Source organism: Streptomyces sp. NPDC024632, from assembly GCF_055559175.1.
Window position 1 is genome coordinate 107,521 of record NZ_JBVHLD010000002.1, and the last position, 15,869, is coordinate 123,389.

Here is a 15,869-nt window from a genome sequence, read left to right on the forward strand (position 1 = left end):
TGCACCCCTTAGGGTCTCGTAAAGATTGGCTCGACCTTGGAGTAGGCCCCTGGTTCGCCGATAAGTTTAAGAGATCGCAGCACACTGAAGCCGCTTCTCGTAGCGACTTTCCCTGTCCACGTGTGAAGGATCGCTTCTTCCGCTGGCATGCCTCCACCCGTGAGCTTATTAAAGGTGGCTCGATTCTCCTCGATAAGATTACCATTGATGGAAGTGACTCGATCACCAAAGTGGCGAAGTGCCCTGTTGAACACTTCAACACCCCTCACAGGGCTCTTTTTTGTCACCTCGGCGAGCATCGTCATAGTGCCATTATGGTCCACCTCTGCCTCAAAAAGGCTTTCCGATTCCTTGTGCTCCCATGAATAGGTATTAGGACCAAGCTTCTCAGTTTCGCAGTTGTGGACCAGGACCGGCGTGGCGCCGGCCTCCACGTAGTAGGTGTGGAGGTCGCCGATGGTCAGGTCGTATGTGGTGGTGTGGGCGTGGAAGAGGCGGACGGTGGTGATCTGGGCGGTGCCGGTGGGGGTTTGGAGGAGGTCGCCCTGGTGGAGGTCCTTGGCCTCGACGAAGGCGGACTGGGTCTCGTCGTAGAAGGGGTGGTGGAAGGTGGTGGTGAGGTGGCCGTTCACCGGCGTCGGGGCGGCCGGGGAGACCGCCGCCACCGGGGCCGTGGCCGGGTGGGAGTCGGCCGCGTGGTGGGTCGCGCCCAGGGCGCCCAGGACCGCCGCGGAGGCCGCGAGGCCGAGGGCCGCGCGCCGGACCACCTTCTTCGCGGCGGACGTCACGGCGTTGGCCGCGACCGGCTTCACCCCGACATCCACGAAATCGTGGTCCGTCGTCGTCACGATCACCGCGGTGACCTTGTGGCTCTGCGTGCCGGAGGCACCCGGCACCGAGTTGACGACGGAGTCGCCCACCTTGATCCGGTCGATGTCCTTGGTGCCGCCGCCCGCCATGAGGACACGGGAGCCGGCCGTGAAGCTGTGGCAGGTCCCGCTGTCGGTGGCCGACTTGGCGGCGCCCGACTCGCCCTGGCGCGCCGCGGTCTGGGTGGCGTCGCCCGCCGCCGCCTCCTCGGCCTCGGTGGCGCCCTTGCCGAACAGCCCGCCGACGGCCTCCATCGCCTTGGGGGCGAACTTGCTGAGCACCTTGCCGCCCAGCGACCCGAGCGCCCCGCCGATCGCGCCCGCGACGGCGCCCGTCACGGCGGAGGTCGCGAAGGCGCCCGCGCTGCACGCCGCGCCGCCCGCCTCGGCGCACTTGAAGCCCTGCTCGACCAGTGACCCGGCCGCGCCCGCGACCGCCGCGCAGCCGATGGAGCCGACGCCCGCCGTGACCGCCTCGCAGCCCATGAAGACGGCGGTGGAGACCACGAAGGACGTGATGGCCGCCGCATGGTGCTTGGCGTAGGTGGCCGCGGTTTTCACGGCCTTGACAGTGGCGTGATACGCGGTTCTGGATGCCTTCGCCACCGCCTTGGCGGTCTTCTTCACCGCGTGGACCACGCGTTTCGCGACCTTCTTGACCGCGTGGTAGGCCGAGTGGACGGCGTGCACGGCGGCGTGGACGACGCGTTTCACCTTGCGCGCCGCGTAGTGGTAGACGCGGCGGGTGTAGCGGACGGTGGCGCGGTAGACGTCCCGCACGTGGTGGACGACCCTCTTCACCACGCGCTTGGCGGCGTGCACGACCTTGTGCACGATCGGCGGCGTGTAGTGGTAATAGGCGTACGAGGCGTAGAAGTTGAAGGAGCTCCAACTGCTGGAGGCGTACGAGGTGGCCGCGTGGTAGGTGCTGCTCACCGCGTGGCTGACGGCGTGGCTCGCCGCGTGCCAGACGCTGCCCAGGCCCCAGTTGCCCGAGGGGTCCGTGCCGTCGAGCGGGTTGTCGCCGACGTACGCGAAGGGGTTGGCCGCCGCCTCGTTCGGCACCGGGTTGACGGACGCGGAGTCCTTGTTCATGAAGGTGCCGGTCGCCGGGTTGTACCAGCGTGACGCGGTGCCGACCTTGCCGGTGTCGGCCTCCGTCCAGCCGGACTGGAAGCCGAGGTGGCCGATGAGCCCGTTGTTGGCGGTGACCTTGCCCATCGGGTCGTACGTCGTGGAACCGGCCAGGGTGGTCGCCCCCGGCGCGAAGTTCCCGATGACGTCGTCGTGGCTGTCGGTCAGGGCCAGTTGGCCGGTGCCCGGCGCGGTGCCGCCGTTGATGCCGATCAGTGAGCCGCCGGGATCGTACGTATAGCTGTAGTTGCCGTCCGCGGCGATGGTGTTGTCGGCGCCCGAGTACTGGAAGGCGCGCGAGGACTGGTCGGCCGAGTTGGCGTCGGTGATGTTCCGGCCCGACGCGTCGAGCGTGTACGAGTGCGTGCCCGCGGTGATCTGGTTGTTGTACGCGTCGGTGGAGTAGGCCACTTGGCCGTTGGCGGTGGAGGTGTCCGAGGTCATGGTGCCGCGCGCGGAGTACGCGTAGCTGTGGACGCCGTCCGAGGTGAGCTGGTCGCGGGCGTCGTAGGTGTAGACGTCGGCGCCGACGCGGGTGCGGTTGCCGGAGTCGTCGTAGGAGTAGTTCGTGGTGGCCGTGCCGTTGTTCCACGAGCTGAGGCGGTCGGCCTGGTCGTAGGTGTAGACGTTGTTGGAGGCGCCCGCGACCCCGACGGTGTTCTTCGACGTCAGGTTGCCGTTCCTGTCGTAGCCGTAGGTGATGGCCGACAGTGTGCTGGCGCCCTGCGTCAGGGTGTCGCCGGTGAGGTCGTGCGCGGTGTTGTACGTGAAGGTGCGGGTCTGGCCGCTCGCGCCGTACTTGACCGACGCGGTCTGGTTCAGCGTGTTGTAGCCGTAGGTGAGCGCGGTGCCGGAGGCCGCGTCGTTGAGCGTGGACAGCCGGCCCGCGGTGTCGTAGCCGTAGGAGGTGGTGCCGGCCGCGTCCGAGCGGGTCAGCGGTGAACCGTCGTCGTTGTAGGTGAAGTTGGACGAGCCGCCGGAGCCGCCCGCCGACGTCAGGTCGCCGCGGTCGTCGTAGCTGAACGTCTCGTGGGTGGCGGCCTGGTGGTCCTTGGCGCCGGTGGTGCCCGCCTCCGCGGTGTCGGCGGCGGTCACCTGGTTGTCGTGGTCGTAGGTGAAGCTGCGGGTCGCGGTGGCGGCGTCGGCGCCCTGTCCCGAGGCGGTCTTCAGATTGCCGAGCTGGTCGTACGTCATCGTGTGGGTGACGCCGCCGGGCAGCGTGCTGGAGACCAACTGCCCGTCGAGGTCGTAGACGTTGGTGGTCGTGGAGTCGGCCGCCGAGCCGTACTGGGCGGTGGCCGGCTGCTTCACCGTCTCCTGCTGGCCCCACGGGGTGTATCCGTACAGCCAGGAGTTGTTGCGGCCGTCGGTGAACCGGGTCCTGTTGCCCGCCGCGTCGTACCCGAAGGACGTGGTGATCGAGGTGGTCGCGGTGACCGGCTGGATTTCCTGGGTGACGGTGCCCGCCGCGTCGTACGTGAAGTGGCTGGTGTTGCCGTTCGCGTCCGTGGAGGCGGTGAGGTTGCCGACGCCGTCGTAGACCTGGTGGGTCTGCCTGAGCTGCGTGTTGGCGGCGTCGTACTGGGTGCTCAGCGTCGGGTTGCCCGCGACGTCGAAGTCGGTCTCGGTCCAGGTGTTGTCCGGCTGGATCGTCTTCTGCCGGTTCCCCATGAAGTCGTACGTGTACTTGGTGGTGTTGCCCGCGCCGTCGGTGACCGAGGTGACCTCGCTGGCCCGGTCGTACCCGTAGGTGGTGGTGACCCCGGCGGGCGTCGTGGTCGACGCCAGATTCGCGCCGTACGGATTCCCGGTGGTCACCGCGTACGAGTTGGTGGTGGTCAGCACCCGGTTGGAGGGGAAGCGCTCCAGCGTGGTCGCGGTGACCTGCCGGCCGAGGTAGTCCCAGGTGGCCTGGGTGACGGCCCCGGTGCCGTCCGTCACCGACAGTTGGTCGCCGTTGGTGTCGTACGTGGTGTGCAGCTTGGTGCCGTCCGGCTCGGTGACCTGCGCGAGGTCGCCGAGCTGGTCGTACAGGAAGCCGGTGGTCTTCCCGCCCGGAGTGGTGGAGGAGATCTGGTTGCCGTCGGAGTCGTACGACCAGGTCGACGTGGCCGCCAGCGGGGCGGACGCGCCCGCCGGGGTGTACGGCGGCAGGGTCTCGGAGACCTTGTTGCCGTTGGCGTCGTAGACCGTGGTGGTCTGGTTGCCGGTCGGATCGACCTCTTCGACGGCCTCGCCGAAGGTGTCGAATCCGCTGGTGGTGACCGGCCGTTGGGTGACCGGCTGGCCGCCGCCGGTCTCGACCTGGACGGCGGGTGCGGTGGTGACCGCCAGATTCCCCGCCTCGTCGTAGGAGTAGTCGGTGGTGAAGTTGTCCGCGTCGGTCATCGACTTCGGCAGCCCGCGCTTGTCGTACGTGTAGCGGGTGGTCTGCTCGGTGGAGGAACCGACGGTGCCGCCGGTACGGCCGTTGCCGTACAGCGTGTTGACCTCGGTGCCGGTCAGCGCGCGCGGGTAGACCTGCACGTTGGAGACCGCGCCGGGCAGGAAGTCGGTCGGCGCCCCGTTGTACTTGCCCGCGCCGATGGTCAGCGGGCCGTTCGCGGACCACGGCGCGGTGTTGGTGCCGCTGCCGGACAGCGCGCCGTTGACGTAGATCTGGCTGGCGCCGTTGGCGACGTTGTACACGCCGACCACGTGCGTCCAGGTGTTGGTCTTGGGCACGGCGGTGGAGTACGCGGACGGGAAGGTCGGCGCGGCCGTGTCGGCGCTGGTCTGCTCCATGCTCCACAGCGGCGCGCTGGTGTGCGCGTAGTTGTACTGGAGGTAGAAGGCGCTGGCCGTGGTGCCGCCCTGGGCGACGATCGTCGCGTTGTGGGTCGGCAGCGACGCCATGTTGACCCAGGCGGAGACCGTGTAGGACCCGGCGGTGTTGAGCACCGGGCCGTTGGTGGCGATCTGCTGGCCCGAGGTGCCCGCGAAGGTCGCCGCGTCGCCGCCCCAGGTGACGCCCGAGGCGGCGCCGGTGTAGCCGCTGCCCGAGGTGTCGGTGACGGTGGAGCCGGTGGTCTGGTCGAGCTTCCACCAGGCGGAGGGGTGTCCCGAGGCGTCGCCGTGCAGCGTCTCGGTCAGGGTGTTGCCCGCCGCGTCGTAGGTGGAGGAGGTGGTGCGGTCGAAGCCCGAGGAGTCGTGCTCGTTCTGGGTGGCGACCTGGTCGTCCGGGGTGAAGGACACGCTGGTCACCCGGTCGACGCCGGTCGGGTCCACGGTGGTGCTCGTGGTCCTGGAGGCCGCGTCCACCGTGAAGTTGACGACCGTCTGCCCGTTGTCGGTGGTCTGCGACAACTGGTTCCCGGCCGCGTCGTACGTGGTGGTCTGGAGCACCGTCGAGGCCGTGCCGTCGGCGCTCTTCTTGCTCGCGGTGACCGCCAGGCCGTTGTCGGTGTAGGTGTACGACGTCGTGGCGCCCATCGAGTCGGTCACCGACGCCAGCCGGCCCGCCGGGTCGTACGCCCGCGAGGACTCCGTCAGCGTGGTGGCGGCCTGCGGGCTGACCGGGTCGCCGGTGTACTGGAGCGTCTGGGTCAGCAGGTGCCCGTTGTCGTCGTACGTGTAGTTGGTGACCGTGCCCGACTTGGACACTTCCTGCGTCTTGTTGCCCGACGTGTCGTACGTGTACGTCGTCGTCCCGCCGTTGGTGCCGCCCGCGTTGGCGTTGGCGTCGGTCTGGGTGAGGACGTGGTCGTACGCGTCGTAGGTCTGGGTCTCGGTCCGGGGCGCGTCGCCGCCGCTGAGGTCCTTGACCGTCTGCGAGGTGATGTCGCCGTCGGCGTCGAAGACCGTGGTGGTGGCCGCCGCGTGGGTGGCGCCGGTGACCCGGTCGGTGAGCTGCGGGTCGTCCTCCTCGGTGATCTGCCCGGCCTTGTCGTACGTGTAGGACGTGGTCAGACCTGCGGGGTAGGTGTCGGAGACGGCCTTCTTGGTGAGCACCTGCCCGAGGCCGTCGTAGGTGTAGCTGGTGACCAGGCCCACCGCGTCGGTGGAGGAGGCCACGTCGCCGTTGTGGAAGTAGGACACGGAGTTGACCGCGCCGCCGGGCGAGACCGACCGCACCGGCAGGCCCTTGGGCACGTTCCCGCTGTCGGCGGCGGGATAGGTGGCGGTGCCGTCGCTGAACACGGTGGACGAGGCGCGCCCGTTGGGGAAGCCCGCGACCGGCGGTCCGGTCACCGCGGTCTCGTCGCCGAACGCGTCGTAGGTGTACGACGTCAGGTACGTGGGGTCGGTCGCCGAGGAGGAGCGGCCGTCCCGCTCGGTGAGCAGCACGTCGTTGCGCGGGTCGGCGGTGGTGAGCTGTTCCGTCGTGTCGTCGGGGAAGTACGTGTAGTACTCGGTGGAGCAGACCTTGGCCGCCTGATTCTGGCAGGTGGTCGAGGAGACGACGTTGCCGCGGACGTCGTGGCCGGTGACGGTCATCGCGCCGTTGGGGTCGGTGACCGTGTGCTCGTAGCCGCCGGTGTCGTAGCCGAAGCTGGTCCTGTTGCCGAGGCCGTCGGTCTCGGTGAGCTGGCGTTCGTTGTTGACGACGTCGTAGGTGTACGTCGTCACCTTGTTCGCCGGGGAGGTGACCTTGACGGTCTCCACCGGCAGCAGGCCGGTGGAGTTCTTGCCCGCCTGGAAGTGGCTCTCGGCGTCCTGCGCGGTCAGCGCGGTGCGGTAGGTGGCGACGTCGGCGAGCGTGCCGTTGAAGTAGGCGACGGTGCCGTTGGTCAGGCCGGTCCAGCCGGAGCCGGTGGTGCCCGCGCCGATGTAGGCGGTGGTCCTGGCGCTGTTGGACAGCGCGGCCGTGGCCGTCTTGGTCGCGGCCTGCGCGCCGTCGAGGTACAGGGTCTGGCTGGTGGCTCCGGCGCTGAGCAGCACATGGTGCCATTTGCCGTCGGTGACGGTGCCCGTGGTGCCCATCTGCACCGAGCCGGACGTGGTGTAGAAGCCGCCGTAGAGCTTGCCGTCGCTGCCGATCCACAGTTGCGGTGTCGTGGAGGAGACGGTCGAACCGATCGCGGCGCTCTGCGTGTTGAGCAGGATCGCGCCGCCGTGGGTGGTGCTGAACCACAGTTCGGCGGAGGCCGCGGTGTCCCCGGTCACGGTGTCGGGCACCTTCACCCAGGAGCTGGTCCCGTTGAACGTGGCGGCCTTCTGGTCGCTGAACGGCCCGGTCGCGCCGAGCGTCACCGCGTTGTACGTACCGGTCCCGCCGCGCGTCTCGTCCAGCGCCGTGGTGGCGCCCGCGGGTTCGCCCAGCCGGAAGTACGTGGCGGGCGCGCCGCCGAGCACCGCGCCGCGGTAGGTCTGGCTGGAGCCGGTGACGGTCGGCGCGCCGAGCTTCCAGACGCCGCCGTTCTCGTCGGTGAGCTGGGTCAGCGCCGTGGTCGCCGGGTCGTACGTCATGGCGTGGTACGTCTTGGCGGACGGCCGGGTGACCGTGCTCAGCAGGCTCGCGGCGTGGGTGCCGTAGGTGCGCAGCGCGCTCGCGTCGGCGGCGACCAGCGGGCGGTCGTACCAGGCGGCGTCGGCGATCGCGCCGTTGAAGTACGTGGCGTAGCCGGTCTTGTCGGTGGTGCTGGAGTGCGGCTGGTCGGGCCAGGCCCCGCCGAGGAAGCCCGCGCCCAGGGTGTTGTACGGCTGGTTCTTGCCGAAGGCGATGCCGGGCTGGATGGAGATCGAGCCGGACACCGAGCCGACCTTGGCGCCGTCCAGGAAGAGGGTCTGGCTGTTGCCCGCGGCGGACAGCACCATGTGGTGCCACTTGCCGTCGGCGACCGAGGCGGTGGTGCTGATCGGCGCGATGCCGCCGCTGTACCAGAATTCGGCCTTCAGTTTGCCGTCGGTGCCGACGTAGGCGGCCGGGGTGTAGCCGCCGGGCGAGTCGCCCGCGGTGACCGGCTGCGAGGCGTAGGAGTAGAGCACGCCGGGCCCGGCGGAGGTCTTGAACCACAGCGACAGGGCGCCGGAGTCGGTGTTGTTGCCCATGTCGAACGGGAGGGTGGCGTACGAGCTGGTGCCGTTGAACCCGATGGCGGTGGCGGCCGACCCGGTGAGCGGGCCCGCCTGGCCGTAGGTGACGCCGCTGTACGCGAGGTTCTTGGTGCCCTGGTTGGCGAGGACCGCGTCCTTGCCGACGGTGCCCGACGCCTCGGACATCGGCCACACCGCCCGCGGGTCGAGGTCGAGCGCGGCATTCTGGTACTGCGATCCCGCGGTGTAGTTGTACGCGGTGCACTGCGTGCTGGAGATCGGCGAACAGACCTTCGTGAGCTGGTCGTTGGTGTAGCCGTACGTCCAGGTCTGCGCGGAGTTCGGGTCGGCCGCGGTGACCGGGTCGGTGACGACGGTGGCGACGTGCGCGGCGCTCGCGCCGGTGGGTGTCTGCCAGGTCAGGTGCAGGGCGCGGGCGGAGGTCACCGAGGTCATGGTGGTGACGTGGCCGCTGGTCCAGGTGAAGGTGACGGCGCGGCCGTTGGCGTCGGTGACCGAGGTGATGCCGTACGCGCCGGAGCCCAGCGACTGGGTGAAGGCGTAGACGGTGGCGTTCTTGTCGGTCAGCGTGTAGCCGCCGGTGACGGCCTTGAAGGTGGCGAAGCGGCCCGCGGGCGGCGAGTAGCTGCCGTCGCCGTTCTTGCCGAAGCCGACCTGGGAGCCGTCCGGGTAGGTGACGACGCTGGAGACGACGGCGCCCGCCGGGTTGTACTGCTCGGTGGCGCGGGCGTCGAAGATGCTCGACCAGCCCGCGCCGAACGCCCCGGTCCAGCGCGGGTCACGGGAGTTGTAGTCGCGGTCGACGTCGAGGCTCGGGCCGACGGTGGAGACGGTCGCGTCGGTGTCGGAGGTGGTGTAGTTGCCGATCGACGGGTCGTAGCCGTGGTCGCTGCTGTTCTGGGACAGCCCCGAGGTGATCAGCGGCTGCGGGACCTGGATCGCCATCTGGTACCAGGTGGCGCCGGAGTACAGCCCCGCGTCCTGCGACTGCACCGTCCAGGAGTAGCTCTGGCCCCACTTGAGCTTGCCCGCCGGGACCGTCCAGGAGCCGGTGGTGAGCAGTCCGGAGTCGACGACCTTGGTGTTGGTGTTGTCGTAGATCTGGAAGTCGTACTTGGTGGTGGTGTTCGCCTGCGAGTTGGCGCCGCCGGACCAGGCGGTCAGTTGGGGGGTGGTGGTGTACTCCACCTCGTTGTCGTTGGGGTACTGCTGGTAGACCTGCGGCGGGGTGGTGCCGGTGTACGTGACGTCGATGTACGGGCCCTTGCCCGCGTCGGCGAAGGAGCCGAACTGCTTCCAGTGCAGGGCGTCGGTGGTGGCCGCGTAGACCGCGAGGCCGTAGTCGGGGGTGGTGCCGTTCATCCAGCCCTGGATGGAGGCGGTGGTGAGCGGCACCTCCACCGCGTTGCCCTTGGTGGGGTCGGCGGCGGTGTTGGCGCAGGCGATGGGGACGCTGGGCGTGAGGTTGCCGATGGACGCGCCGTGCGAGGGGCCGGGGTAGGTGGTGACGCCGGTCGGGGTCCACGGCGCGGTGATCAGCGCGACGTCGAAGCGCTCGGCGGTGCAGGTGGAGGCCCAGGTCTCGAACAGGTGCAGCGACGCGGCGGTCACGGTGACCTTGGAGCCGTCCCAGCCGCCGTACCAGTGGTTGACGAAGGTGTTGGCGGAGTGCGTGCCGGAGTCGTACGAGCCGATCTTGACGGTCTGCTCGAAGGAGTGGTCGCCCGCGGGGTTGCCGGACTCGGCGTAGGTGGTGGTCCAGCCGTCGACGATGCTGGGGTCGACGGTGACGGGGAAGACCCGCGCGGGGTCGTGCAGCCACGCCGGGTCGAGGGTGACCTTCAGGGCGGTGCCGCCGTGGTCGGCGACCAGCCGGTAGTCGACCGCGTAGGTCGTCGTCGGCTCGCCGGAGCGGCGGTCGACCTTGGAGTCGTAGGCGTAGGCGCGCGGTATCCGGGCGGTCACCTTGCCCGCGGCGTCGCGCAGTTCGACCGAGCCGTCCTTGACCTGGACGGGGGTCAGGCCCTGGAGCCTGAGCGGGAAGAGCCAGGAGTTGGCGGCGCTCGCCGCGTGCAGGACGACGGCTTCCTTGACGCCGGTCGCGGACGGGGCGACGACCAGGTCGGTGCGCGGCAGGGCGTCCGGGTACGTGACCTGGTCGCCCGACACGGCGGCGGTGACGTCGGCCGCGCCGGACAGGCCGTACGCGACGGAGTGCGCGGCGTCGGTGCGCAAGGTGGCGAGGTCCGGCGCGGAGGAGCGCGGCGCGAAGTCGACGCCGAGGGAGTTGGCCGCCTCGTGGAGGCGGCCGTCGGCCCGGCGGTGCACGCTGGTGTCGATCGGCTGCCAGACGCCGTGCGCGTCCCGGTAGTTGACCGGCGTCTGCGACACGCGGCGGGTGTGCGTGCCGTCCGCGTTGTCGAACACCGTGACGGTGTCGGTCGACTTCGCCGCGTTCCGCTTGCTGGTGCGGGCGGAGTAGCCGCCGACGACACCGCTGCGGCCGGACGTGGACGCCTTGCGGAACGGGTGGTAGGCGTCGAGTTCGCCGGGCGCCTTGCCGGGCCTGTGCCCCGCGCCGACGTGCGCGCGGGTGGAGTCCGCGGTCGCCCGGTGGCTGTGCCCGGCGGCGGTGCCGCTCTCCTGCTGCGGCACGCGCCCCCAGTGCGGGTGCTTCAGCCACGCGGTGAGCGAGGCGAGGCTGGGCATCGACAGCGCGGGCAGGGTCGCCCCGTCCGCCGCCGCCTGCTCCGTGGTCAGCACCAGTGCCAGCGCGATCAGCGACAGCATCGCGGTGGCACGCAGCCACCGGCGACGGAGGGTTGTTCTCCGGGACGAACGACGGGCGAAGGATGCGCGCACGGCACAGGCTCCTGACAGGATCGACACAGAAAACTTGCCGATCGTGACCGTTTTCCTCACCCGCGGATAGATCGTGGGGACGATCCGGGGACACTCTTTGCCTGTACATCATCAAGCGCGGCGACTTGTGACCCCTGTCCCGGTTCGTTCCGGGAACGATCTTTACGATGGAGGGGTTTGGTCCGCCTTTCGCCCTGCTTTTGGGCAAGAGAGGTCAAGCCCGCGCGGGCCTCCCGGCGGACCCCCTCGACGACGTCTCAGCGACGCCTCAGCGACGCCTCAGTGACGCAGCGCGTCGGTCACGGCGGCCTCGACCGCCTTGCGCGTGCTCGCGGCGGAGCCCCCGGGCACGGCGGTGACATTCGCACCGGGCGCGTCAGCCGTACCGCCCGTACCGCCCGCCTTCTTCCCCACGGCCTTCTCCCCCACGACGACGAAACGCGTGCCGGGGAACTTCGGTCCCGCCGCCGGGACCGCGCCGTCGGGGGCCGCGCCGACCGTCAGGACGACCGTGCACTTGCGGTCGGCCAGGGTCGCCAGATAGGGCCCGGCCGCCGCCGCGCTCTGCTCCCCCGCCATCGCCAGATAGCTGACCTTCGCGTGCGTCGCGGCCGAGGCGTCCCGCATCCCCGCCCACACCGGCGCCGCCGCCGGGTCCGCCAGACCGCGCTCCCCGGTGAGCAGACACGCCTGCTGGTCGGTGTACGTACGCGCCCGGGCCGGCGGCAGGGCCCGCTCCTTGCCGGGGCCGGAGGACGTCAGGACCAGGGCGGTCACGGTGGCGGCCACCGCCACGGCCGCGGCGCCCGCGAGGAGTATCCAGAGCCGATGCGCGTTCGTCCACGTTTTCACGGCGGGCAGCATATGCGGCGCGGGCCGCCGGGACAGCGGCGGCCGAGGGGTATCTTTCTCGCGGTGAAGCACCGCATAACGGTGTATACGGGACGGACACCGCGGGGCCGCGCCGGTCCGCCGGGAGCGGCGGGCCCGTGGTGCCGGGACGCGAGTGGCGGAGGTGAGTGGGGATGGCGGGTTCAGGAGTGCCCCCGGCACAGCCGCGTCCCGTATCTTTTCCGGCAGACCCCGACCCAGCTTCCGCGGGAGGACCGACGATGGACAGGGCCGAGGCCGTCATACCGGCGCAGGACACCAGAGCCGCCGCGCCCGGCGGCACCACGGTCGACGACGCGCCGACGACCGGCTTCGGGCTCGGCGGCATCGGGCCGCGCGTCGACCCGTATCTGCTGGCCACGGTCTTCTTCGCGGCGTTCCTCGCGCTGTCGGTCACCCGCTACCGGCGGATGCTCACGATGTCGTGGGACCTGGGCATCTTCGAGCAGGCGGTCGGCTCCTACGCGCACTTCCACGCGCCGGTCGCCGACCTCAAGGGCCCCGGCTTCAACATCCTCGGTGACCACTTCAGTCCGATCACCGCCCTGATCGCCCCCTTCTACCGGGTGTTCCCGAGCCCGGTGACGCTGCTGGTCGCGCAGGCGCTGCTGTTCGCGCTGTCGATCGTGCCCGTGACCCGGGGCGCCGCCCATCTGCTGGGCCGCGGGCGCGGACTGGCCGTCGGCGTGGCGTACGGGCTGTCGTGGGGCGTGCAGCGGGCGGTCGAGTTCGACTTCCACGAGATCGCCTTCGCGATGCCGCTGCTGGCGTTCTCGCTGGAGGCGGTGCTGCGCAGGAAGTGGGCGCCGGCGATGTGGTGGGCGCTCCCGCTGATCTTCGTCAAGGAGGACATGGGCGTCACGGCCGCCGCGATCGGCGCGATCGTGTGGCTGCGCACCCGCAAGGAGACCGAGCCGGACGCCGGGTCCGAGGCCATGTCCGGGGCGTCGGCAGGGGCGGGGTCGGTCGGCGGGTCCGGGGCCGTCGGCGGGTCCGGGGCCGCGCGGGGCGAGGACGTCGTCCCGGCGCCGCGCGCCGACGGCGGCGAGGCCCCGGAGGCCGACGGGAGCGGGACGCGGGCCGAGGAGCCGTCGCGGCTCAGCGACGGCATGCGGTACGGGCCGTACGCGCTGGGGCTGGTCAGCCTCGGGGTGCTGGCCTCCGCGCTCGCCTTCGCGGTGATCATCCCGGCGTTCAACAGCGCGGGCGGATACGACTACTGGAACAAGCTGAACGGCAACGGGGCGCCGATGCCGGGGCACATCCCGTTCGGCACCGCCGTGCACACCCTGCTGTGGATTCTGCTGCCGACCACCGGCCTGCTGGCGCTGCGTTCGCCGCTGCTGCTGGCCGCGCTGCCGACCATCGGCTGGCGGTTCATCTCGCACGACGACCACTACTGGGGCACCGACTGGCACTACAGCGCGGTGCTGATGCCGGTGGTCTTCCTCGCCCTCGTGGACGCGGCGGCGCTCTCCCGCAGGAGCCCGCGGCCCTGGCTGCGCTCGTACGCCTCGGGGCTGCCCGCGGCGGCGGCGGGCGCCGCGCTGGCGCTCACCTTGACGATGCCGCTGGCCTCGCTCAGCCACTCCGACACCTACAAGGTCGACGCGCACACCAAGGCCGTGGAGAAGCTGCTCGAAACGGTGCCCAGCGGCTCCTCGGTGGAGGCGAACGTCGGGCCGATCAGCCGTCTCGTCCACCGGACCACGGTGTACTGGGTCGGCGACACGCAGGGCATCAGCCCGGACTACATCGTGATCGACAACTCCTCCGGCTGGGTGCCCGATCCGCTCACCTACGCCAAGCAGCTCCACCCGAACGCCGAATATCAGCAGATCGTCAACGCCGAGGGCTATGTGATCATGCACCGGACGAGTCCGCCGAACGGCTAGGCGGGCCGGGCGCAGCGGGACCGGCTCAGGCCGTCGGGTAGTCGACGTAGGCGAAGCGGCGGCTGTCCGGGGCCCAGCTGTTGACGTTGAGGCTGCCCTGGCCGCCGGGGAAGGCCAGGACGTCACGCGGGGCGCCGCCGTCCGGGTCCATGACGCGCAGGACGACGTCGCGGTCGGCCGGGTGCCCCTCGGTGCCGGGCGGGAAGCTGATGTAGAGGACGTGTCGTCCATCGGGTGACAGGTGCGGGAACCAGTTGACGCGGGCGTCCGAGGTGAGCCGCGTCAACTCGGTGCCGTCCGGCCGCATCCGGAAGAGCTGGGCGTGGCCGGGGACGGTCGCGCCGTGCTCGGAGTTGAAGTAGATCCAGGCGCCGTCTGGGCTGAACTCCGGGCCGTCCGCGGGAGCGGGAGAGTCCGTCAGCCGGGTGTCGGGGCCGCCGGCCGCGGGGACGGTGAAGATGTTGCGGTAGCCCCACTCGTCGCCGCCGTACGGCTCGACGCCCACGTACGCCAGCGTGCGGCCGTCGGGCGAGACGCCGTGCAGGAAGTGCCGGAAGGGTCCGGGGCCGCGGTCGTTGGTGACCCGGCGCGCGGGTCCGCCCTCGAACGGCACGGCGTGGATGTGCCCGTCGCCCGCCGACAGATAGACCGTGCCGCCGTCCGGCGAGAGCACATGGTCGTTGTTGGCGTCCGTGATGCCGCCGGTGTCGATGACCTCGGGCGCCCCGCCGTCGGGGGCGATCCGCAGCAGCAGCCCGTCCTGGTTGAAGACCAGCCAGCGGCCGTCCGGCGACCAGTTCGGCGCCTCCAGTGCGCTGTCCGCCATCTCGTACACCAGGCGCGGCTCGCCGCCGTCGATGTCCCCGACCAGCAGCCGCGCGCGCTGTCCCGCCGCCAGCGGCCGTACGTTCGTCCCCGCTCCGGTGATCGTCACAGCCGCTCACACTAACGCGCCCCGCTCGTGGTGAGCGGGGCGCGTCGGATGAAGCGTGCGTACAGGCTGGCGCGTACGGCCTTACCCGCGTACGGCCTTGCGTGCGTCCGTGGGACGACGCCGGGTCAGCAGCTCAGGTTGTTGCCCGCCGGGACTCCGAGGATCGAGACGAAGCTCTGGTAGGAGTTGACCCGGCTCTGCACCTGCGCGGGGTTGCCGCCGTTGCACTCGATGCTGCCGTTGATGCTGCGGATGGTCTCACCGAATCCGGCGCCGTTGACCATGGCGTTGTGCGGGGTCATGGTGCCGGGGCCGGTCTGGGTGTTCCAGTACCACAGGCCGGTCTTCCAGGCGACGGCCGAGTCGGTCTGCACCAGGTTGGGGTTGTGCAACAGGTCGATGCCGAGCGCGTCGCCCGCGGCCTTGTAATTGAAGTTCCAGCTCAACTGGATCGGCCCGCGGCCGTAGTACGCGGACTGTCCGGCCGGGCAGCCGTAGGACTGGCTCGTGTCGCAGTAGTGCGAGTAGTTCGCGGTGTTCTGCTCGACGATGTAGACGAGGCCGCCGGTCTCATGGCTGACGTTGGCGAGGAAGGCCGCGGCCTCCTGCTTCTTCACCGTGTCGCTGCCGGTGTTCGCGAAACCGGGGTACGCGCTGAGCGCTGCGGTCAGGCCGCTGTAGGTGTAGAAGGAGTTCCGGTTCGGGAACATCTGGTTGAACTGGGCCTCGGTGACGACGAATCCGCTCGGGTTGCCGGGCGGGGTGGTCGTACCGCCGCCGTTGCAGCCGAACGGGTCCCAGTACCAGGTGCTGATGGTGGGGTCGTAGCCCGGGTTGTCGTGGGAGGCCTTGTAGTAGTTGCCGTTGCTGTACTTGACGATGTCACCGGCGACGTAGTTGTGGCCCTGGACCCACGCCGGGTAGTTGCAGGTCCCGCCGGTGCCGCCCGTGGTGCCGCCGGTGCCGCCCGAACCGCCGGTACAGGCGCCCTGGTCCGACCAGACGTCGGCGGCGCCGGGCGTCTCGCCCTGGGTCCACCACTTCGCCAGCCAGTTGTGGCTGTTGTACGACGCGCCCATGCCGCCGGTGTACACCGACGACGAGTTCCACGCGGTGGAGCAGCCCGCGGCGGAGGCGGTGGACGCCAGCGGTACGAGGATGGCGATTCCTATCGCGACCGCGAGTGCGGTGAGGAACGCTATGAGCCGTTGTCTCGACACGTGACCACTCCTTGTGGGGGTTCGAGTG

5 protein-coding genes are annotated in these 15,869 nt (G+C 70.3%); 1 reads left to right on the forward strand and 4 read right to left on the reverse strand.

Annotation, left to right across the window (positions count from 1 at the left end):
- Window positions 1-8: 8 nt before the first annotated feature.
- Both ACZ37P_RS03885 and ACZ37P_RS03890 read right to left on the reverse strand, forming a co-directional pair.
- A complete protein-coding gene (locus tag ACZ37P_RS03885) occupies window positions 9-10,901 on the reverse strand; it encodes a LamG-like jellyroll fold domain-containing protein (RefSeq protein ID WP_467344728.1) in 10,893 nt (3,630 codons plus the stop codon).
- Window positions 10,902-11,180: 279 nt separating this feature from the next.
- Window positions 11,181-11,753, reverse strand: coding sequence for a hypothetical protein (locus ACZ37P_RS03890; RefSeq protein WP_467344730.1), 573 nt, complete (start codon window positions 11,751-11,753; stop codon window positions 11,181-11,183).
- Between the two features lie 260 nt (window positions 11,754-12,013).
- Here ACZ37P_RS03890 and ACZ37P_RS03895 point away from each other — a divergent pair, with 260 nt between their 5' ends.
- On the forward strand, window positions 12,014-13,687 hold the full coding sequence (locus tag ACZ37P_RS03895; protein ID WP_467344732.1) for a DUF2079 domain-containing protein: 1,674 nt from the start codon (window positions 12,014-12,016) through the stop codon (window positions 13,685-13,687).
- Window positions 13,688-13,712: 25 nt separating this feature from the next.
- On the opposite strand, the gene ACZ37P_RS03900 is transcribed toward ACZ37P_RS03895, so the two are convergent.
- Both ACZ37P_RS03900 and ACZ37P_RS03905 read right to left on the reverse strand, forming a co-directional pair.
- Complete coding sequence (locus ACZ37P_RS03900; protein ID WP_467344733.1) at window positions 13,713-14,621, reverse strand: TolB family protein; 909 nt, start codon at window positions 14,619-14,621, stop codon at window positions 13,713-13,715.
- 125 nt (window positions 14,622-14,746) lie between these two features.
- Window positions 14,747-15,841: a glycoside hydrolase family 19 protein gene (locus ACZ37P_RS03905; protein ID WP_355346863.1), complete on the reverse strand. Its 1,095-nt coding sequence runs from the start codon at window positions 15,839-15,841 to the stop codon at window positions 14,747-14,749.
- Window positions 15,842-15,869 lie beyond the last annotated feature (28 nt).